16 protein-coding genes and 1 riboswitch are annotated in these 20,674 nt (G+C 74.3%); of the genes, 6 read left to right on the forward strand and 10 right to left on the reverse strand.

Annotated features, from left to right (window positions below):
• Window positions 1–64: 64 nt before the first annotated feature.
• Window positions 65–637: a histidine phosphatase family protein gene (locus ABT048_RS19505; RefSeq protein ID WP_350522655.1), complete on the reverse strand. Its 573-nt coding sequence runs from the start codon at window positions 635–637 to the stop codon at window positions 65–67.
• A gap of 300 nt (window positions 638–937) precedes the next feature.
• Between ABT048_RS19505 and ABT048_RS19510 the strand changes: the two genes are divergently transcribed.
• Both ABT048_RS19510 and ABT048_RS19515 read left to right on the forward strand, forming a co-directional pair.
• Complete coding sequence (locus tag ABT048_RS19510) at window positions 938–1,153, forward strand: CbtB domain-containing protein (RefSeq protein ID WP_350522656.1); 216 nt, start codon at window positions 938–940, stop codon at window positions 1,151–1,153.
• A gap of 26 nt (window positions 1,154–1,179) precedes the next feature.
• Window positions 1,180–1,959, forward strand: a complete 780-nt coding sequence (locus ABT048_RS19515) for a CbtA family protein (protein ID WP_350522657.1) — start codon at window positions 1,180–1,182, stop codon at window positions 1,957–1,959.
• Window positions 1,960–2,071: 112 nt separating this feature from the next.
• On the opposite strand, the gene ABT048_RS19520 is transcribed toward ABT048_RS19515, so the two are convergent.
• Window positions 2,072–3,475, reverse strand: coding sequence for a short-chain fatty acyl-CoA regulator family protein (locus tag ABT048_RS19520; RefSeq protein ID WP_350522658.1), 1,404 nt, complete (start codon window positions 3,473–3,475; stop codon window positions 2,072–2,074).
• Between the two features lie 350 nt (window positions 3,476–3,825).
• Here ABT048_RS19520 and aceA point away from each other — a divergent pair, with 350 nt between their 5' ends.
• From aceA to ABT048_RS19535, 3 genes are all read left to right on the forward strand, one after another.
• A complete protein-coding gene (gene aceA / locus ABT048_RS19525; protein ID WP_350522659.1) occupies window positions 3,826–5,118 on the forward strand; it encodes an isocitrate lyase in 1,293 nt (430 codons plus the stop codon).
• A gap of 167 nt (window positions 5,119–5,285) precedes the next feature.
• Window positions 5,286–6,899: a malate synthase A gene (aceB, locus tag ABT048_RS19530; protein WP_350522660.1), complete on the forward strand. Its 1,614-nt coding sequence runs from the start codon at window positions 5,286–5,288 to the stop codon at window positions 6,897–6,899.
• Window positions 6,900–6,937: 38 nt separating this feature from the next.
• Entirely contained in the window at window positions 6,938–7,804 is an 867-nt protein-coding gene (locus ABT048_RS19535; protein WP_350522661.1) for a 3-hydroxybutyryl-CoA dehydrogenase, read from the forward strand.
• Between the two features lie 171 nt (window positions 7,805–7,975).
• On the opposite strand, the gene ABT048_RS19540 is transcribed toward ABT048_RS19535, so the two are convergent.
• A complete protein-coding gene (locus tag ABT048_RS19540; protein WP_350522662.1) occupies window positions 7,976–8,767 on the reverse strand; it encodes an AraC family transcriptional regulator in 792 nt (263 codons plus the stop codon).
• Window positions 8,768–8,822: 55 nt separating this feature from the next.
• Between ABT048_RS19540 and ABT048_RS19545 the strand changes: the two genes are divergently transcribed.
• Complete coding sequence (locus ABT048_RS19545) at window positions 8,823–9,422, forward strand: class I SAM-dependent methyltransferase (protein WP_350522663.1); 600 nt, start codon at window positions 8,823–8,825, stop codon at window positions 9,420–9,422.
• 104 nt (window positions 9,423–9,526) lie between these two features.
• Here the strand turns inward: ABT048_RS19545 and metE are convergent, their stop codons facing one another.
• The 7 genes from metE to ABT048_RS19580 form a co-directional block, all read right to left on the reverse strand.
• Window positions 9,527–11,842, reverse strand: coding sequence for a 5-methyltetrahydropteroyltriglutamate--homocysteine S-methyltransferase (metE, locus tag ABT048_RS19550; RefSeq protein ID WP_350522664.1), 2,316 nt, complete (start codon window positions 11,840–11,842; stop codon window positions 9,527–9,529).
• A gap of 159 nt (window positions 11,843–12,001) precedes the next feature.
• A riboswitch (cobalamin riboswitch) is annotated at window positions 12,002–12,239 on the reverse strand.
• A gap of 196 nt (window positions 12,240–12,435) precedes the next feature.
• Window positions 12,436–12,741, reverse strand: coding sequence for a hypothetical protein (locus ABT048_RS19555; RefSeq protein ID WP_350522665.1), 306 nt, complete (start codon window positions 12,739–12,741; stop codon window positions 12,436–12,438).
• A gap of 17 nt (window positions 12,742–12,758) precedes the next feature.
• A complete protein-coding gene (locus tag ABT048_RS19560) occupies window positions 12,759–13,610 on the reverse strand; it encodes an ECF transporter S component (protein WP_350522666.1) in 852 nt (283 codons plus the stop codon).
• Window positions 13,607–15,250 (reverse strand): ABC transporter ATP-binding protein, encoded by a 1,644-nt coding sequence (locus ABT048_RS19565; RefSeq protein WP_350522667.1) that lies wholly within the window; start codon window positions 15,248–15,250, stop codon window positions 13,607–13,609. Before ABT048_RS19565 ends, ABT048_RS19560 begins: the two co-directional genes overlap by 4 nt.
• A complete protein-coding gene (locus ABT048_RS19570; protein ID WP_350522668.1) occupies window positions 15,247–16,485 on the reverse strand; it encodes an energy-coupling factor transporter transmembrane component T in 1,239 nt (412 codons plus the stop codon). The genes ABT048_RS19565 and ABT048_RS19570 overlap by 4 nt, the downstream gene beginning before the upstream one ends.
• A gap of 4 nt (window positions 16,486–16,489) precedes the next feature.
• Window positions 16,490–17,620, reverse strand: a complete 1,131-nt coding sequence (locus ABT048_RS19575; protein WP_502894038.1) for a hypothetical protein — start codon at window positions 17,618–17,620, stop codon at window positions 16,490–16,492.
• Entirely contained in the window at window positions 17,617–20,535 is a 2,919-nt protein-coding gene (locus ABT048_RS19580) for a prenyltransferase/squalene oxidase repeat-containing protein (protein ID WP_350522669.1), read from the reverse strand. Before ABT048_RS19580 ends, ABT048_RS19575 begins: the two co-directional genes overlap by 4 nt.
• Window positions 20,536–20,674: the final 139 nt, after the last annotated feature.

Raw genomic sequence — 20,674 nt, forward strand, 5'->3', positions numbered from 1 at the left:
CACGACCGACCGACTGCTTCCCGCTCACCGACGGCACCCTGCCGGCACCCTCACGACGGCACCGTCACACCGGCATCAGAGCCGTCCCGCAGAGCAGGTTCCAGCGGCCTGCGCGGCCGGACAGCTCGGTGGCCGACAGCGGCCGGACGTCGAGGCGCCAGAACACCGTCGGTGGCAGGTCGAGCGCCCGTACCACCGCGGCCCGGACGACCGCGGGTTCGGCCACCGCCAGGACCCGCCCGCCGTCCCCGGCCAGCCCGTCCAGCCAGCCGCCCACCCGTGCGCACAGCGCCGTGACCGACTCCCCGCCGTGCGGGGCCGCCTCCGGGTCGGTCAGCCAGCGCGACACCGCCTGCGGGTCCCGGGCCGCGACGTCCTCCAGCCGCTGCCCGCGCCAGTCGGCCACGTCCAGGTCCGCCAGCGACGCGGCCGGCGCGGCGGCGAGGCCGAGGGCCTCCGCGGTCAGCCGGCAGCGCGCCGAGGGCGAGGTGAAGGAACGGGCCGCCGGGGGCAGCACACCGGCTGCCGCGCGGGCGGCGGCCAGGCCGGCCTCCTCCGGCGGGGCGTCGTCGCCGAATCTCGCCTCCCGCAGTTCGGCTCCGATCGACGGTGCGATGAAGATCACGCGGACGGTCACCCGTCCCCCTCCCTGCCCCGAACTGGGCCTTCGCGCGTGTGCGTACCGGTGCTCCCGCCGTCCGACGCGCCGGGTGCGCGCCCGTGAGCCCCCTGTCAAGCCATTGGCCGGACGTTCGCGACACGGTACCGTCCCTGCGACAACTGAAGACGACGGTGCGCGGAAGCCGGTGAGAACCCGGCACGGTCGCGCCACTGTGAAGCCGTAGCCCTGGCCCCCGCCTCGGCCCGGCCAGTCAGACCCGCCTCCGTCGTCCGTGCTCCACCGAACGGGACGCGTGTTCCCAGAAGGAGGTCGGCCATGGCTCACCCCATCGCCCCCGCCGCCACCGCTCCGGCGGTCACCCCCATCTCCGTCAAGGCGATCCTGCCCTGGGCCGTCTTCTTCGGCATCCTGCTCATGGCCCTGATCTACTTCGTCGGCGCCGAGCAGGGCGCCACCTCCCTCATCTCCGGCGAAGACGTCCACGAGTGGGTCCACGACGGCCGCCACCTGCTCGGCTTCCCCTGCCACTGACCAGGGAAAACAGGGGAAACAGACCAGTGAACTCCGTGAACGTCAGATCCCTGCTCGTCCGCGGCATGCTCGCCGGCCTCGCCGCCGGCCTGCTCGCCCTCATCGTCGCCTACCTGCTCGGCGAACCCCGCGTGGACGCAGCCATCGCCTACGAGGACGCCCACGCCGCCCCCGGCGCACCCGAGATGGAGATCGTCAGCCGCTCCCTGCAGTCCACCGCGGGCCTGGCCACCGGCGTCCTCGTCTACGGCGTCGCCCTCGGCGGCATCGCCGCCCTCGCCTACTGCTTCGCCCTCGGCCGCGTCGGCCGCTTCTCCCCGCGCGCCACCGCAGCCCTGCTGTCCGGCGTCGCGCTCGTCGCGGTCTACGTCGTGCCGTTCCTCAAGTACCCGGCCAACCCGCCGTCGGTGGGCGACCCGGAGACCATCGGCAAGCGCACCACGCTGTACTTCCTGATGATGGCGCTCAGCGTGCTGCTGGCCGTCGCCGCCGTGATCGTCGGCAAGCGCCTCGCACCACGCCTGGGCACCTGGTACGCCACCGTCGTCGCCGTCCTCGGCTTCACCGTCGCCGTCGGCCTCGCCTACGCCTTCCTGCCCGCCATCAACGAGGTCCCCGAGGACTTCTCGGCCACCCTCCTCTGGCAGTTCCGTCTCGCCGCACTCGCCATCCAGCTCACCCTCTGGACCTCCTTCGGACTGCTGTTCGGCCACCTCGCCGAACGACTCCTCAACCCGAAGCCGGCGACCGCGGCCGCCGTCGCAACGCCGGGGAGCGCCCCGGAGACCGCCGCCTCCGCACACTGAGGCACGGACCGTCCCACCGTCACACCACCGGAGGCCGGTCGAGGCGACACCACGTCGCCCCGACCGGCCTCCGGCGTTCCCGGGACGAGGACGGAGCCGCCGTTTCCGGCCGTCAGCTCCGGGGGTCGGGTACCGCGGCGTAGGGGACGAAGGTGCTGGTGCGCTCGTCGACGGCCAGTGGGCGGCCGATGGCGGGCGCGGAGCGCTGCGGGCAGGCGGGACGTTCGCAGACCTTGCAGCCGAGGCCGATCGGGATGGCGGCGCTCTCGTCGCCGAGGTCGAGGCCGGCCGAGTACACCAGCCGTCCGGCGTGGCGGATCTCGCAGCCGAGGCCGATGGCGAAGGTCTTGCCGGGGCGGCCCCAGCCGCCGGGTGAGCGGGTGACGGCGCGGGCGGTCCAGAGGTAGCGGCGGCCGTCGGGCATGGCGGCGACCTGGACGTGGACCCGGCCCGGCGAGGCGAAGGCGTCGTAGACGTTCCACAGCGGGCAGGTGCCGCCGGTGCGGGAGAAGTGGAAGGGCGTGGCGGACTGCCGCTTGGAGACGTTGCCGGCCCGGTCGACGCGGACGAAGGAGAACGGCACGCCGCGCAGGCCTGAGCGCTGGAGGGTGCTGAGGCGGTGGCAGACGGTCTCGTAGCCGACGCCGAAGTGGTCGGCGAGGTGCTCGATGTCGTAACGCGCCGCCTCCGCCTGGGCGTGGAAGGCGGTGTACGGCAGGACGAGGGCGGCGGCGAAGTAGTTGGCCAGCCCGATCCGGGTGAGGGAGAACGCGGTGGAGCCCTCCGGGCTGTCCTGGACGGCGAGTTCGGACAGCAGGGAGTCGTGTTCCAGGTAGCCGAGCTGGGTGGCCATCCGGAAGGCCCGCTGGCCGGGGCGCAGCCGGTCCGACAGGTGCAGGGTCCGGGTCCGCTCGTCGTACCGGTGCAGTTGTCCGCCCCCGGTGGCGATCCGGACCCGGTGCGTGGTGGCGAGCCGTTCGGTCAGCGCCTCCCTGACCCCGCCGCGCCTCAGCTCGATGGAGTTCGCCAACTCCTCGGCGGCGGTGTCGAGTTCGTGGACGTAGTTGCGGCGGCTGTAGAAGAACTCCCGGACCTGTTCGTGCGGGGTGCGGGCGTCGGCCTCGGCGCCGCGGTCCCCGGCGAGGACGGCGAGCTGTTCGGCCGTGTCCCGGCGGCCGCGGGCGAGATCCGTCAACAGCCGTGCCACGGCGGGCAGTCGGCCGGCCAGCTCGTCGAGGTCGCCGGCGGTGACGCGTCCGGTGGTGATCTCCTCGCCGAGCGTGTCCCGCAGTTCGGCGGTGAGCCGGGCGCTGTCCGGCGGGGCGAAGTAGCCGGCCTCGATTCCGAAGGCCTCGGTGAGGCGCAGCAGGACGGGGACGGTGAGCGGGCGGGCGTCGTGCTCCAGCTGGTTGAGGTAGCTGGGCGAGAGGTCGATCAGCCGGGCGAGGGCGGCCTGACTGAGGCCGCGTTCCTCGCGCAGGCGGCGCAGCCTGGCGCCGGCGAAGGCCTTCCCCATGTGGCTCCCTCCACTGTGCGCGCCCCGGGCGGATGCGGTGGGGGCAGCCTAGCCGCCGGGGCGGGGGCCGGATCGTCGCAACCTTCGCAGATTCGCTGATGATCGTTCGCAGAAGTTGGCACCGGTCCACCGGTGACGGCGGGCCCGACAGGCTGTCAGAGTCGGTGGTGCGGCCGGGAGGTGCGCAGGACAGCAGTGAAACACCAGGTCGGTCGCGGTCCGGTGGGCTGTCCGGGCATCCACGTCCCGCGGTGCACCCACCGCAGCCCGGCACCGTCCGGCCGCCCACTCGCCCTTGCGGTGAGGTGCGTCACACCCTTCGCAAACCAGCACCCTCGGGGAGCAGACCCATGACTCAGTCGGTTCGGCAGCAGCAGGAGCAGCAGGCGGCGGAGCTCGCCGCGCGGTGGGCCTCCGACCCGCGGTGGGCGGGCGTCGAGCGCACGTACACGGCGGCCGACGTGGTGCGGCTGTCCGGCACGGTGCGCGAGGAGCACACCCTGGCCCGGCGCGGCGCCGAGCGCCTGTGGACCCAACTGCACGAGCAGGACTACATCCACGCCCTCGGTGCACTCACCGGCGGGCAGGCCGTGCAGATGGTGAAGGCCGGACTGCAGGCGATCTACCTGTCCGGCTGGCAGGTCGCGGCCGACGCCAACCAGGCCGGTCAGACCTACCCCGACCAGAGCCTCTACCCCGCCAACTCCGTTCCGCAGGTGGTGCGCAGGATCAACAACGCGCTGCTGCGGGCGGACGGGATCGATGCGGCGGAGGGCAACGACGGCCCGGACTGGCTGGTGCCGATCGTCGCCGACGCCGAGGCCGGCTTCGGCGGCCCGCTGAACGCCTTCGAGCTCACCAAGGGCATGATCGCGGCCGGCGCGGCGGGCATCCACTACGAGGACCAGCTCGCCTCCGAGAAGAAGTGCGGCCACCTCGGCGGCAAGGTGCTCGTCCCCACCGCCCAGCACATCCGCACCCTCAACTCGGCGCGCCTGGCCGCCGACATCGCCGACGTGCCGACCCTGATCGTGGCCCGCACCGACGCGCTCGCCGCCAACCTGCTGACCACCGACGTCGACGAGCGCGACGCCCGCTTCTGCACCGGCGAGCGCACCGCCGAGGGCTTCTACCGGGTCGAGCCCGGCATGGCGCCGGTCATCTCCCGCGGCCTGGCCTTCGCCCCGTACGCGGACCTGATCTGGGTGGAGACCGGCACCCCGGACCTCGCGCAGGCCCGCGAGTTCGCCGAGGCGCTCAAGGCCGAGTACCCGGACAAGATGCTGGCCTACAACTGCTCGCCGTCCTTCAACTGGAAGGCCGCGCTGGACGACGACCGGATCGCCAAGTTCCAGCGGGAGCTGGGCGCGATGGGCTACCGCTTCCAGTTCATCACGCTGGCCGGCTTCCACGCGCTCAACCACTCGATGTTCCAGCTCGCCCGCGGCTACGCCGAGCACGGCATGACCGCCTACGTCGACCTGCAGGAGGCCGAGTTCGCGGCCGTGCCGGACGGCTACACCGCGGTGAAGCACCAGCGCGAGGTCGGCACCGGGTACTTCGACCTGGTCTCCACCGCCGTCAACCCGAACGCCGAGACCCTGGCGCTCACCGGCTCCACCGAGGCCGAGCAGTTCCACTGAGCCACCCCGGGCGAACCGGAGCGCCACTGAGCCACCCCGGACGCCCGAACGGTCACTGAGCCACCCCGGCGGCCTCGTTGGGGACGAGCCGCCGTCCACCCCGCCGCCCTGGGCCTCGTTGAGGGACGAGGCCCAGGGCGCCTTCCGCCTGCCCCCTGGAGAGCCGGATGAGCCAGCCCAGCCGCATCGAGGTCCTCGGAGCGCACGAGGACCGATTCGACGAGATCCTCACCCCCGAGGCGCTCGCCTTCCTCGCCCGCCTGCACGACCGGTTCGCGGACCGCCGCGCCGAGCTGCTCGCCGAACGCGGCCGCCGTGCCGCCGCGTTGGCCGCCGGCGCCACCCTGGACTTCCTCCCGGAGACCCGCGCCGTCCGGGAGGACCGCACCTGGCGGGTGGCCGGCGCCGGTCCCGGCCTGCACGACCGCCGGGTGGAGATCACCGGGCCGCCCGAGCGCCGGATGACCGTCAACGCCCTCAACTCCGGTGCGAAGGTGTGGCTCGCGGACTTCGAGGACGCCACCTCCCCCACCTGGCACAACCTGGTCTCCGGCCAGCTCAACCTGCTGGACGCGATCGACCGCCGGATCGACGACACCACCCCGGACGGCAGGCGCTACTACGTCGGGGACGACCCCGCCACCATCGTGGTCCGCCCCCGCGGCTGGCACCTGGACGAGCAGCACCTGCTGATCGACGGCCGCCCGGCCGTCGGCGCCCTGGTCGACTTCGGCCTCTACCTCTTCCACTGCGGCCGGCCCCAGATCGCGGCCGGTTCCGGCGCCTACTTCTACCTGCCCAAGCTGGAGAGCCACCACGAGGCGCGGCTCTGGAACGAGGTCTTCACCTTCGCCCAGGCCGAGTTGGGCATCCCGCACGGCACGATCCGCGCCACCGTCCTCATCGAGACCATCACCGCCGCCTTCGAGATGGACGAGATCCTCTACGAGCTGCGCGAGCACGCGGCGGGCCTCAACGCGGGCCGCTGGGACTACCTGTTCAGCCTGATCAAGAACTTCGCCCAGCACGGCCCGCGCTTCGTCCTGCCCGACCGCGCCACCCTCACCATGACGCAGCCGTTCATGCGCGCCTACACCGACCTGCTGGTGCGCACCTGCCACCGCCGGGGCGCCCACGCCATCGGCGGCATGGCCGCCGCGATCCCGCAGCGCGACCCGGAGGCCAACGCCGTCGCGCTGACGAAGGTCCGCGCCGACAAGGAACGCGAGGCCGGCGACGGCTTCGACGGCTCCTGGGTCGCCCACCCCGGCCTGGTGGCCACCTGCCGCACCGCCTTCGACGCGGTCCTCGGGGACCACCCGAACCAGCTCGACCGCACCCGCGAGGACGTCGAGGTCACCGCCGCCGACCTGCTCGGCGTCCACCGTCTGACCGCCGGCCTGCCGACCGAGCAGGGCCTGCGCGCCAACGTCGCCGTCGCCCTGCGCTACCTGGTCGCCTGGCTGAACGGCTCCGGCGCCGTCGCCGTCTTCGGGCTGATGGAGGACGTCGCCACCGCCGAGATCTCCCGCTGTCAGATCTGGCAGTGGCAGCACCACTGCACCCGGCTCACCGGCGGCTCGCTCGTCACTCCGGACACGGTGCGGCGCCTGATCGACCGCGAGCGGGCAGCCCTGCTCGCGGACGGCGTCGATCCGGTGCTGGTGGACGACGCGGTGCGGATCCTGGAGGAGACCGCGCTCGGCGCGGACCTGCCCGCCTTCCTGACCACCGAGGCCTACGCCCGCCACCTCGTGCACACGACCGTCCCGGTGGCCTGACCCGTGGCGACCCGCATCCGCTCTGAAGGGGCACGCTCATGAACGACATCCGCCGTGTGGCCGTCGTCGGGGCCGGGCAGATGGGCTCCGGCATCGCCGAGGTCTTCGCCCGCGCCGGGCTCGACACCGTCGTCTGCGAGAGCGGCCGGGCCGCCCTGCGCGCCGCCCGCAGCCGGATCGACCGCTCCCTGCACCGCGCCGTGGACCGCGGCCGGATCGGCGAGCAGCAGCGCACCGACGCCTGGGCGCACCTGCTGTTCGCCGACGACCTGGAGGCGCTGGCCGACCGTCAGCTCGTCGTCGAGGCCGTGGTCGAGGACGAACGGGTCAAGACCGAGGTGCTCACCACGCTGGACAAGGTGCTCGTCGCCGAGGACGCCGTCCTGGCCACCAACACCTCGGCGATCCCGGTCACCCGCCTCGGCATCACCACCGGGCGCGCCTCGCACGTCCTCGGCCTGCACTTCTTCAACCCCGCACCGGTGATGCCGCTGGTCGAACTGGTCGCCTCGCTGCACACCGACCCCGCCGTCGTCGGCCGGGTGGAGGCCTTCGCGACGAACGTCCTCGGCAAGCGCGTCGTCCGTTCCCGGGACCGGGCCGGCTTCGTCGTCAACGCCCTGCTGGTGCCCTACCTGCTGTCCGCGATCCGGATGGCCGAGGCCGGCCACGCCGACCCCGAGGACATCGACGCCGGCATGGTCCACGGCTGCGCCCACCCCATGGGCCCGCTTCGACTCGCCGACCTGATCGGCCTGGACACCGTCGAGGCGATCGCCCGGTCGATGTACGAGGAGTACAAGGAGCCGCTGTACGCCCCGCCGCCGCTGCTCTCCCGGATGGTCGAGGCCGGCCTGCTCGGCCGCAAGAGCGGGCGGGGGTTCCACGTCCACCGGCCGGCCTGACCCGGGCACGGCCGCCCGTTCGCAGCCACCCGTTCGCGGCCGCCCGTTCGCGGTCAGCCGTTCACAGCCACCCGTTCGCGGCCCGGGAGAACGCACCGCCCCTCCGCAGCCCCGGAGTTCGCGCCGACCGCGCACTGCTCCGGGGCTCCGTACCGTCCCGGCCCGGGTCCCTCAGTCCGCCGCCGGGCCGCCGCGGAAGTAGCTGCCGGGGGTGAGGCCGGTCTCCCGGACGAAGGCGGCCACGAAGGCGCTGGGCGTCGCGTAGCCCACCCGGCCGGCCACCCTGCCGACGGGCTCCCCGTGGGCGAGGTGGCCGAGGGCCGCGCGCAGCCGGACGGCGGTGCGCCAGCGGGCGAAGGTGATGCCGGTGTCGGCGGCGAAGGCTCGGGCCAGGGTCCGTGCGCCGGCGCCGACGTGGTGCCCCCACTGGGCGAGGGTCCGTGGGTCCGCCGGGTCGGCGACCAGGGCGCGGGCGACGTCGAGGGCCCTGGGATCGACGGGCATCAGCACCTCGATCGAACGGGCGGGGACCGGGGCCAGGTTGTCGATCAGGACGGCCTGGGCCCGGAGCCGGCGCGGCGGGTCGAGAGCGGGCCGGGCCAGGTGGTCGATCAGGCCGGCGACCAGCTGGTCCACCGCCACCGGCTGCGGCACCGACCAGCCGGGCAGCCCGGGGCCCCGGGTGATGTTCAGGCTGCGCATGGCGGTGCCGGCCAGCGCGGCGGTCTGGTGCGCGGTGCCGGCCGGGATCCACAGCGCCCGGGTCGGCGGCAGGATCCACTCACCGTCCTCGGTCGACACGGTCAGCACGCCGTTGCGGGCCCAGACCACCTGGTGGGTGTCGTGCCAGTGGGTGCCGAACCGACTGCCCGGCGCGAGGTCGTAGGAGCGCACCACGATCGCGCCGGCCGCCTCGTCCACGGTGCCCGGCGGACCGGGACGGGGTTGTCCGTTTGACGACATGATCTGGAAGCGTACGCGCTGGTGGCCCACCCGCGCCCTTCCTAGCCTCTTGGACATGAACCTCAACCACGCACGAGTGTGCACCAGCCCCGAATGGGCCCGGACGTTGCAGACCACGGTGTTGCCCACGGTGACGGCCGGAGCCGAGTTGGGCACGGTGATGCTGGAGATCGGCCCCGGTCCGGGCGCCGCCACCGACTGGCTGCGGCACCGCGTCGAGCGGCTCGTCGCCGTCGAGTACGAACAGCCCGCCGCCGAGGCGCTGGCGGCCCGCTTCGCCGGCACCAACGTCGAGGTCCGGCACGGCGACGCCACCGCGTTGCCCTTCGCCGACGCGGCCTTCGACTCGGTGGCCTGCTTCACGATGCTGCACCACGTCCCCACCCGGGCCCTGCAGGACAGGCTGCTCGCCGAGGTCCTGCGCGTGCTGCGCCCGGGCGGGGTGCTGGTGGGCTCGGACAGCCTGGCCGGCGACGGGCTGCACCACTTCCACGAGGGCGACACGTACAACCCGGTGGAGCCGTCGTCCTTCCTGACGCGATTGCAGACGCTGGGCTTCGAGAACCTGACCATCGGGGTGGGGGGACGGTTGACCTTCGTCGCCCACAGGCCGCGAGCCGCAGCCGAGGACGGCAGCGTCACCGGCGCCCGCTGACCGGCCCCGGGCCCACGGGAGTGCGCGCCGGGCGGCCCCGACGGAAGGTCCGCCGGGGCCGCGAACCACCGGCCGCTCGGCCGACGACTCCCTTCGGGGGACGGTCAGTCGGCGAGTTCCTCGCGCAGGCGGCGGGCGGCGGCGACCAGGCTGTCCAGGGAGGCGCGGGTCTCCGGCCAGCCGCGGGTCTTCAGGCCGCAGTCGGGGTTGACCCAGAGGCGCTCGGCCGGGATCGCGGCGAGGCCGGCCCGGAGCAGCGAGACCGCTTCCTCGGTGCTCGGGACGCGCGGGGAGTGGATGTCCCAGACGCCGGGGCCGACCTCGCGCGGGTAGCCGGCCTCGGCCAGCTCCCCGGCGACCTCCATGTGCGAGCGGGTCGCCTCCAGGGAGATGACGTCCGCGTCGAGGTCGTCGATCGCCTTCATGATCGCGCCGAACTCGGCGTAGCACATGTGGGTGTGGACCTGGGTGTCCGCGCGGACGCCCGAGGTGGCCAGCCGGAAGGCCTCGGTGGCCCAGTCCAGGTAGGCCGGGCGGTCGGCGGCGCGCAGCGGCAGGGTCTCGCGCAGGGCCGGCTCGTCGACCTGGACGACGGCGGCGCCGGTGGCCTCCAGGTCGGTGACCTCGTCGCGCAGGGCGAGGGCGACCTGGCGGGCGGTGTCGGCGAGCGGCTGGTCGTCGCGGACGAAGGACCAGGCGAGCATGGTGACCGGGCCGGTGAGCATGCCCTTGACCGGGCGGTCGGTGAGGTCCTGGGCGTAGCGGAACCAGTCGACGGTCATCGGGTGCGGGCGGGAGATGTCCCCGGCGAGGACCGGCGGGCGGACGTAGCGGGTGCCGTAGGACTGGACCCAGCCGTGCCGGGTGGCGAGGTAGCCGGTGAGCTGTTCGGCGAAGTACTGGACCATGTCGTTGCGTTCGGGCTCGCCGTGGACGAGGACGTCGAGGCCGGCTTTCTCCTGGTAGGCGATGACGTCGCGGACCTCGGCCTCCATCCGTTCCCGGTAGGCGGCCGTGTCGATCCGGCCCGCCGTCAGGTCGGCGCGGGCGACGCGCAGTTCGGTGGTCTGCGGGAAGGAGCCGATGGTGGTGGTCGGCAGCAGCGGCAGCCTGAGCCGGGCGCGCTGGGCCTGGGCCCGTACGGGGTAGGGCTGGGCGCGGCGGGCGTCGTCCGTGGTGACGGCGGCGGAGCGGGCGCGGACGGCGGGGTCGCGGGTGATCGGTGAGGTGGCGCGGGAGGCCAGGTCGGCGCGGTTGGCGGCGAGTTCGGCGGTGATCGCGCCGGTGCCCTCGCGCAGGCCGCGGGCGAGCAGCGCGGCCTCGGCGGCCTTCTGCTTGGCGAACGCGAGCCAGCGGGCGATCTGCGGGTCGATGTCGCGTTCGAGCGTGGCGTCGATCGGCACGTGCAGCAGCGAGCAGGAGGGCGCGACGTCGACCCGGTCGGCGAGGCCGAACAGGGTCGCCAGGGTGGCGAGCGACTTCCCCAGGTCGTTGATCCAGATGTTGCGTCCGTCGATCACACCGGCGACCAGTCGCCTGCCGGGCAGCCCGCCGACGGCGGCGAGGTCGGCGAGGTTGGCCGCGGCCGGTCCGGTGAAGTCCAGCGCCAGGCCCTCGACCGGAGCCTTCGCCAGGACCGGCAGGGCGTCGCCGAGGCGGTCGAAGTAGCTTGCGACCAGCAGCTTGGGCCGGTCGGCGAGGGCGCCGAGGTCCCGGTAGGCGCGGGCGGCGGCGTTGAGCTCGGCCGGGGTGCGGTCCTGCACCAGGGCGGGCTCGTCCAGCTGGACCCACTCGGCGCCGGCCGCCTTCAGGGCCGCGAGCAGCTCGGCGTAGACCGGCAGCAGCCGGTCCAGCAGGGTCAGCGGCTGGAAGTCCGCGGCGACACCGGGCGCGGGCTTGGCGAGCAGCAGGTAGGTGATCGGCCCGACCAGCACCGGCCGGGCGGTGTGACCGAGCGCGAGGGCCTCGCCGAGCTCGCCCACCGACTTGGCCGGGTTCGCCGCGAAGGCCGTGTCGGGGCCCAACTCGGGCACCAGATAGTGGTAGTTGGTGTCGAACCACTTGGTCATCTCCAGTGGCGCGACGTCCTGCGTGCCGCGCGCCATGGCGAAGTAGCCGTCCAGCGGATCGGCCTCGACCGCGGCCCGGTGCCGGGCGGGGATCGCGCCGACCGCGACGGTGGTGTCCAGCACGTGGTCGTAGAGCGAGAAGTCACCGGTCGGGACTTCCTCGATGCCGGAGTCGGCGAGCTGCTGCCAGTTCCCCCGGCGCAGGTCGGCGGCCGTCGCCAGCAGCGCCTCGGCGGTGACCGCGCCCTTCCAGTACCCCTCGATCGCCTTCTTCAGCTCCCGGCCCCGCCCCTGGCGGGGGTAGCCGTACGCGGTGGCGAGGGTTGCCGCGGCTGCGGACTTCGTGGTCAAGGGACTCTCCTTCGCGAGTCTGTCTCCTCAGGGATCCGGAGACCGCAGGGGCGCGAAGGGATGACGGACCGGGCAGTGGCCGCACGGACGTACGGGCCTGATCTGCCTGGTATGGTCGCCGACCCGCCCACGAGGTCACCGGATGTCCGCGCGCGGATCCTCCGCGGGCGGGCAGTGGCAGGTCTTCGGACTCGCGGGCGCGCCCACCCTGTCGAGGGCGGACTCCTACTGGCCGTCGCTTCCCAGACCCGTCCCGGGCCCAGTGCGTATGACGGCGGTCGTTCCCACTCACCGCTGCGGGGCAGTCCCGGACTGGCCGATCAAACGGCGTCACCGGGTTCCCTCTTGCGACGCCCCGCCTGGCGGACAGGGCGAACCAACTGCACGGCCAGCTTAGGGGCAAGGAACCCGAACCCACGCGGAATTCACGCAACGTGTCCGCATGGTGAGACCCGGCGCCGCCCGCGATGGCGCACGGGGTGCACCCCGGCGGCACCGGCCGTGGCCGCGGCGCACGGCCGCCGCCCCGGGGCCTCACCCGGTTCCGTACACCCGGCAGACGGTCAGGGACGCGCCGGCGGTCAGGTGCGTGCCTAGGTGTCGGGCGTGCGCGGCAGGGCGGCGCGGATGTCCGCGATCAGTTGGGGCAGGGTGCGTCCTGGATCCAGCTGACCGTCCAGGTGCCCGATCCGGTCGGCGGGGATGCCCGCCAGTATCCGTTCGGCCTCGCCCAGCAGTCGGCTCTTCCGGTGGAGGTCGAGCTTCATCCGGGCGACCTGCGCCTGTGCCCCGCCCAGCTGGCGGCGTGCGGATGCCAGGCCGGCGTGTTGTTCCGGGGTCAGGACGACGACGTCGACCCCGTTCAGCGTCACCGTCCGGGGCTTCGCGGGTTTGGGCACGATGGTGGCCTTCCGGTTCAGGGGTTCTCCGACCCGACGGGCCGGCCGACGGCCTGCGTTCCCACCGCGGCGTCCGCACCGCGCGGAGCCTCGAAGCGCACGGTGGGCTCGAAGTTGGCGCGGCGGGCGGCGCGGCGGAAGACGGTGAGGACGGCCGGCCCGACGACGAGGACGGCGGTGAAGGTGGTGACGGCGCGGCCGGTGTCCCAGCCGAGCGAGGTGGCGAGGTCGAACAGGAGGTAGCGGTGCCACTGTTCGGTGAAGGGCAGGCCCGGCAGGTAGGCGATCGAGCTGTTCGGATCGGTGGAGAACGGCCAGAAGGACAGGTTGAGCAGGAAGCCGAAGAGGTAGCCGGAGAAGGCGCCGTACACGGCCAGCATCGGCACCTCCACCCGGCGCCGCCGGGCACCGGGCAGCAGGCCGGCGAGCATGCCGACGAAGGCGCAGCCGAACATCTGGTAGGGCATCCAGGGGCCGACGCCGCCGGTGAGCAGCGCGGAGGCGAACAGTGAGGTGCAGCCGAGGGTGAAGCCGAAGCCGGGGCCGAAGACCCGGCCGGCCAGGACGAGGATGAAGAACACCGTCTCCACCCCGGCGGTGCCGGCGCCGAGGGGACGGAGTCCGGCGTTGACGGCGGAGAGGACGCCGAGCATGGCGAGGGCCTTGGCGTCGATGCCGCCGGACGAGATCTCGGCGATGACGACGGCGAGCACCAGGACCAGCAGGGCGCCGAAGATCAGCGGTGGCGCGTAGGAGGAGCCGAACTTCCCCGGGGCGACGACGAACGGCCAGGTGAAGGCGACCAGGCCGATGAACGCCGCCAGGGCGATGACGACCCGGGCCCGGCCGGGGATCCGCAGGGCGGTCATCGGGCCGCCCCTGCCGGTTCGAGGGCCTCGGCGACCTGGTGGGCCGTCAGGTAGGCCAGCGGCGCCAGGATCTTGGCGGTCTGGGGGGCGAAGGTCGGTGAGGCGACGATGACCTCCGCGGTCGGGCCGTCCGCGACGACCTCCCCCTCGGCCATCACCACGACCCGGTCGGCGGCGGAGGCGACGAACTCGACGTCGTGGGTGGAGACCACGACGGTGCGCCCCTCGGCGGCGAGCGCGTCCACGATGCCGGTGAGCGCCGCCTTCGCCCGGTAGTCGAGGCCGCGGGTGGGCTCGTCCAGCAGCACGACCCTCGGTGCGGCGGCGAGTTGGATCGCCAGGACGAGGGCCAGCTTCTGGCCCTCGGAGAGGTCCCGGGGGTGGGTGTCGTCCGGGATCCCGAGGGCCAGGCGGTCCAGGATCTGCCGTGCGGTCGGGCCGCCGGCCCGGTCGGCTTCGACATCGCTCTGGGCGAGTTCCTGCGCGACCGTCTCCAGGTACAGCAGGTCGGTGGGAGTCTGCGGGACGAGACCGACCAGCTGCCGGGCCCGGGCGGCCGGGAGGCGCTTGGGGTCCTCGGCCTTCCCTCCCCCGGTGCCGGTGACCTTCACGCTGCCGCCCTGGCGCGGGCCGGAGCCCTGCAGCGCCCACAGCAGCGAGGACTTGCCGGAGCCGTTGCGCCCCATCAGGGCGGTCACCTCGCCGGCGCGCAGCGACAGGTCGACGTCCCGGACGGCGGCCACCGGCCCGTAGCGGACGACCACCCCCCGGGCGTCCAGCACCGGCTCCCCCGCCACCGCTGCCCGGCGCGGCGGAGGAACCGGTACGTCGGTGAGCCGCTCGCGCAGCGGCGCGGCGGCACGGCGGGCGTCCCGGACGGACAGCGGCAGCGGCCGCCAGCCGGCCAGTCGGCCGAGGTCGACGACGGGCGGCGCGATCGCGGTGGTCCGGAAGACCTCCGCGGGCGGCCCGTGCACGACGGTGCCGTCCCCGGGCAGGTAGGCGACCCGGTCGGCGTACTGGACGACCCGTTCCAGACGGTGCTCGGCCAGCAGGACGGTCACGCCGAGGTCGTGCACCAGCCGGGTGATCGCGGCCAGCACCTCCTCGGCGGCGGTCGGGTCGAGCGCGGAGGTCGGCTCGTCCAGGACCAGGACGCGGGGGTGTGCGGTGAGGACGGAGCCGATGGCGACGCGCTGTTGCTGGCCGCCGGAGAGCTCGTACAGGGCGCGGTGGCGCAGGTCGGCCAGGCCGAGCAGGTCGAGGGTCTCCTCGACGCGCTTGCGCATGACCTCCGGACGGATCGCCAACTGCTCCATGACGTAGGCCAGTTCCTCCTCCACCGTGTCGGTGGTGAAACCGGCCAGTGGGTCCTGCCCCACGACGCCGACCACGTCCGCGAGTTCGCGCGGCGGGTGGTGGGCGGTGTCGCGGCCGTCCACGGTGACGCGGCCGCGCAGAGTGCCGCCGGTGAAGTGCGGCACGAGGCCGTTGACGGCGCCCAGCAGGGTGGACTTTCCGGCGCCGGTGCGGCCGACCACGAGGCAGAGTTCGCCCTCCGGGATGTGCAGGTCGACGTCGCGCAGGACGGGCGTGGTCCCGCCGTCGTACACCACGCTGACCTGGTCGAATCGGATCACGTGCTCACCTCTGAGGTCGTGCGGGCGGTGCGGGTGCTGCGGGTGTCGCCGGTACTGCGGGGGTCGCCGGCGGGCTCGGGTGTCCGGCCGGGCGGCGGCGAGACGACCCCGGCGGCGCCCGCCAGCAGCAGGGCGAGCACCGGGACGAGCGGCAGGGTCGGCCAGGTCAGCGGGTAGAGGGAGGGGTTGAGATCGGTGGCGTCGTAGCCGACGGTGGCGAACAGCAGGACGGCGGCGGTCACCCCGCACCCGGCCACACCCCATTCGGCGGCCCGCCAGCGGTCCGGCCGGTAGGTGGTGCGTCGCACGCGGCGCCCACCGAGCAGCAGGCCCGCCACGCAGAGCACGGCGCCCGCGAGGAAGGCCGGCAGGCCGAGCGCGGCGGGGGCCGTACCGTCCAGCAGCCCGTACACCCCGGCGCACAGACCGCACATGCCGAGCAGCATCAGCGCGCCGGTGGTCCGGCGGGAGCGGCGCGAGGCGGTGCCGGCGCGTCCGTAGCCGCGCGAGTCCATCGCGGCGGCCAGGTGCAGCGACCGCTCCAGCGCGTCCTCCAGGACCGGCACGACGATGCCGCGCAGCGCGCGGACGCCCTTGCGCCCGCCGGCGCGCAACCGCCGTGCCCTGGACACGCGTTGGACGCTCTGCACCAGCTGCGGCGCGACGCTGAGCGACACCGTCACGGCGACGCCCAGCTCGTACAGCGCGCCGGGCAGCACCCGCAGCGCCCGTTTGGGGTTGGCCAGGGTGTTGGCGGCGCCGATGCAGCAGATCAGGCAGGCCAGCCGCAGCCCGTCGAAGGCGGCGGAGAGCGTCGCCTCCAGCGAGACCGGGCCGCCGATCCGGATGCCCGCGTACCAGGCGGGGGTCGGGATGTGCGGCAGCGAGAAGAGCAGGTGGTCGCTCGGGGTGATGCCGGTGGCGAAGACGCACCGGAAGAGCACCCGGATCGCCACCACGGTGAGCGCGACCCACAGGTAGTAGGTGAACCCGCGCGCCCACGGGGCCTCGCTGCGGCGGGCGGTGACCACGTAGCCGAGCACGGCGAGGACGAGCAGGAGCAGCAGCGGGTTGGTGGTGCGGCTGGCCGCCGTCGCCAGGGCGATCGCCCAGGTCCACCAGGCCAGTGGGTGGAGGTTCCGCGGGACGCGCCGGCCCCCCGCACCGCGCCCGGGGGCGGCGGACGGGGAACCGGCGGGCGGGGAACCGGCGGAGCGCTTGTCGGGCACGGTCACCGGATCACTCGGCCCCTCGCCGACGACGGCGCGCGGTGATCACGGTCGCCACGCCCAGGACCACCACGAGGACGGACCCGATCACGGCGGGGAGCATCGACCCGGAGTCGTGCGACGCGTCGGCCATCGGCGGGGCGTTCTGCACTCCGCCGGGCACCGCCGGGGTGGCGGTCGGCGCGGCGACGGCGTCCGTTGGCGGCGTCGGCTGCTCGCTCGGGGTGTCGGTCGGTGCTGCGGTGGGCGGCTCGACCGGCACCGGGGTGGCGGGCACTTCCGTCGGCTCGGGCGCGCCCGGCGGGGTGACGCCGTCCTCGGGGGTACCGGCCGTACCGGCCCCTGCGGGCGGGGTCGGCGCGGGCGGACGGGCTCCGCCCGCCGGGGGCTTGGCGGGGGCCGGGGCCCGGCCGGTGCCGGTGCCCGTGCCGGAGCCGCCGGTGCTGCCGGTGCTGCCGGTGCTGCCGGTGCTGCCGCCCGAACCGGTGCCGGAGCCACCACCTCCCGTACCTCCGGATGCCGTGGAGCCGCCGGAGCCGCCCGCGGTGCCCTGGCCCGGGTCGGCAGGCTGCCCGCCGGGGCTGGAGTTGTGCGCCCGGACGCTGTCCGGGGAGAAGGTGGGACGCCCCTCGGTGCCCTCGATGTTGGTGCCTCCGAAGATCCACAGGTCGACGCTGCCCGGCTTCGGCTGGTAGAGCATGGCGCCCAGCTGGCTGTACGACCACGTGTTCTGCCCGGGGTCGGCGTGCCAGTACGACCAGTACGCCGTGGCCGGGGGCGTCAGCACGCACTTCTCCTGGTCCGGGGTCGGGAACTGCTTGCCGCCCTGGAAGCCGCTGTAGCCGATCCGGCAGATGAACGCCGGGCCGTCGTGGCCGGTGCCGGTGGTCTTCCAACCGCCCTGGTTGAGCAGGGCGTAGCCGGTGGTCGGGGTGGTGCCGCAGGACCGCAGCAGCGGGCCGCCCCACTTGCCGAAGTCCACGGCGAGCACCACGCCGGACGTGGTGGTGCACTGGTCCATCGGCAGCGGCGCCGCGGCCGCCGGGGCGGTGCTCACGGCGACGCCGCCGCAGGCGAGCGCGAAGGTCAGTGCCGCCGCCCCGGACAGCCGGCCGAGTCGCGTGCCGGGCCCCCCGCTCACCGGTGACGTCCCGGGGTGGCGGCGGAGCGGCGACGGGCGATGACGACGGCGGCGGCCCCGAGTGCGGTCAGCGCACCGGCACCCGCCGTCAGCACCAGCGCCTCGGTGCCGGTACTGGCCAGGTCGCCGGAACCACTCTGCACTGACACGTCGCCGGCCGGCCCATTGCCCCCGGCGGCACCGCCGCCCCCGGCCGGGGCGTCGATGCCGCCGGCCGGCTGGGTGGTCCCGGTCGTCGTGGGCGAGGCGGTCCCGGTGGGAGTACCGGTCGGCGTACCGGACGGCGAACCCGTCGGAGTGCCAGTCGGCGTACTCGTCGGGGTCGGGGTACCGGTCGGGGTGCCGGTCGGCGTCCCCGTCGGGGTGGGCGTCGGCGTGCCGCCGAGGCTGTGGGCCAGCGTGCCGAAGGAGATGCCGGTGGCGCCGCCCAGCACCTGGGTCGAGGCCCGGACGTCCGAGCCCTGCTGTCCGGCGGAGGCGACGTTGAACCCGCCGTCGCCGTTCTGCTGCCCGGCGAGGAAGTCCAGCGCCTTGGCGATCTGCCCGTCGTAGGCGGCCTTGTGCAGGGTCATGCCCTGGACGGCGAGGGCCGCCGAGTTGGTCGAGTGGCCGGCCGCGCCGGGGAAGCCGCCGTCGGGCAGTTGCTGGGCGGCGAGCCAGGTGAGTCCCTTGTCGACGGCCTGGGCGGCGTCGTCCCCGGGCACGAGCGCGAGGGCCATGACGGCCATGGCCGTGCTGTCGACGTCGGAGTCGCCGGTGGCGGGGATCAGGCTCGGCCACGAGCCGTCCGCGTGCTGGAGGCTCCTCAGGTAGGCGATCGCGGGCGCGGCACCGGTCGACTCCCCGGCGCGGAGCTGGGCCATGATGCCGAGGGCCTGCGAGAAGACCGAGGTGGCGTACGTGTAGTTGCCGGGGGCGTCGCAGCCGGTGTTCGCGTCGGCCTTGGTGCACACCATGGCGGCGAGGGCGGCGATCAGGTCGTGGCCGCCGAAGTTCCGCGGGTCGCGGCCGACGATCTCGGCGAGCAGCGCTTCCTTGCCGACGGAGCCGCCGCCGGCGTACTCGGTGCCGATGCCCGTCCAGTCGTTGACGCTGCGGTCGCTCGCGTCCTTGCCCTGCTGGTCCAGGAAGTCGACGATCCTGCGCAGCGCGGCGTCGTCGGTGCCGGTGGCGGCGAGCGCGTAGGCGCCGTCGATGGTGAGGCCGAAGTCGGCGAAGGCCGGGAAGCCCTCGTAGTAGTGACCGTCGATCAGCCGGGCCGGGTCGGTGAGGTAGGCGCTGCCCTTGGCGGCGTCGGGCTTCCTCCCGGCGGGCGGGGTCGGTGTCGTGGTGGTGGCGTCCGGGTTGTGCCGGACGCTGGTGAGGTCGGTGCCGGTCAGGGCCAGGAGGGCCTGCTCGGTGGCGGGCGCGTCCGGGTCGACCGTGGACGCGTCGGGTCCGACACCGCCGTCCTTGCCCTGCCGGGCGGCGAGCCAGGCGGTGGCGGCGGCCCGCCGGGCGCCCTGACCGGTGACCTTGAACACCTGGGCGGCGCTCGCGGTGCTGAGGGTGTCGCCGGGGGCTCCGGCGTACGGGACGAGCGATCCGTCCGGCTGCTGGCTCGCCGCGAGCTGGTCAGCGGCCTTCTTTGCGGCCGCCTCGTACCCGGGGGCGGGGCGCAGCGCGAGAGCGGCGACGGAGGTGGTGAGCGGGTCGGACTCGCAGTGGTCACCGGCGGCGATCATCGATCCGGCCATCCCGCCGTCGGCGCACTGGAGCGCCGTGAAGCGGGCGAGCGCCGGGGCGGGCGGTGTGACGCCGGCGCGCTGGAGCGCGATGACGCCGAGGGACTGGACCCAGGGCGAGGCCGCGCCGAGGAAGTCCCCGGCGGCGGTGCACTTGCCGTTCTCCCCGGCCGCGGTGCAGACGTGGTCGGTGAGCGCGGCGATCAGGTCGCGGCCGCCGAAGGTGCGGGGATCCCGGCCGGTGCTTTCGGCGACGAGGGCCAGCAGCGTGGCGGCCCTGGTGTCGGGCTGGGCGGTGGGGCCGTCGGGGTACAGGAAGGCGTCGGTGTGGGCGGCGAGGAAGGCGACCACCTTGCGCAGGGCCGGGTCCTGGGTGCCCGCGGCGGCGAGGGCGACGGCGGTGAGCGCGGTGCGGGGGTAGTCCGGCCCTTCGGTGGCCCAGTTCTCCATGTGGTCGCCGCCGACGAGCTGACCGGCCAGCCAGGCGGCGGCCGCGGCCGGGTCACCGGTGGCGGAGGGCCCGGTCGGAGTGGCGGTCGGGGTCGGGGTCGCGGAGGGTGAGGGGGACGTGGAGGGCGAGGGGGACGTGGAGGGCGAGGGGGACGTGGAGGGCGAGGGACCGCCGTTCTTGGCCCGCACCGAGTCGGGGGTGAAGCTCGGTGCCCCGCTGGTGCCGCCGATGTCGGTGCCGCCGTACACCCAGGCCTCGACCTCGCCGGGCTTGGGCTGCTGGGTGCCGGCGCCGAACTGGCTGTAGGACCAGGTCTGTTGGCCGGGCGCGGCGATCCAGTAGGACCAGTAGGCGGTGGCCTGCGGGGTGTTGACGCAGGGTTCCTCGGCGGGCGTCGGGTACTGGACGCCGCCGTTGAAGGTTCCGGTGCCGAGCCGGCAGATGAAGGCGGGCCCGTCGTGGTCGGTCCCCGCGGTGGTGAAACCGGCGTTGTGCAGCAGGTTCATCCCGGTCGTGGGGTGGGCGTCGCAGCCCCGGACGACTCCACCGCCCCAGTGGGTGAAGTCCACGGCGACGATCGCGCCCGTGGTCGCGGTGCACTGCTCGATCGGGTCGGCGGCGGCGATGCCGGGCCGGCCGAGCAGGACCGTGCCGCAGGCGGCAGCCGCGACGGTGCCGGCGACCAGCAGGGACGCGAGGTCCCGGTTCCTGTGACGTGTGCGACTGCTGCTGACCCTCACGACGACTCCCTGATCGGTCGACGCAGGAGGCCACGGCGCAGCCGACGGCTGCCCGCAGACACGGGGCCGTCATGAGCTGCGTCGTAGTCCGCGACGACGCAAGTGCTGTGTGAACAGACCCCCGGTCCAGGCATTCCGG

It is taken from the genome of Kitasatospora sp. NPDC096140, from assembly GCF_040303045.1.
GTDB lineage: Bacteria > Actinomycetota > Actinomycetes > Streptomycetales > Streptomycetaceae > Kitasatospora.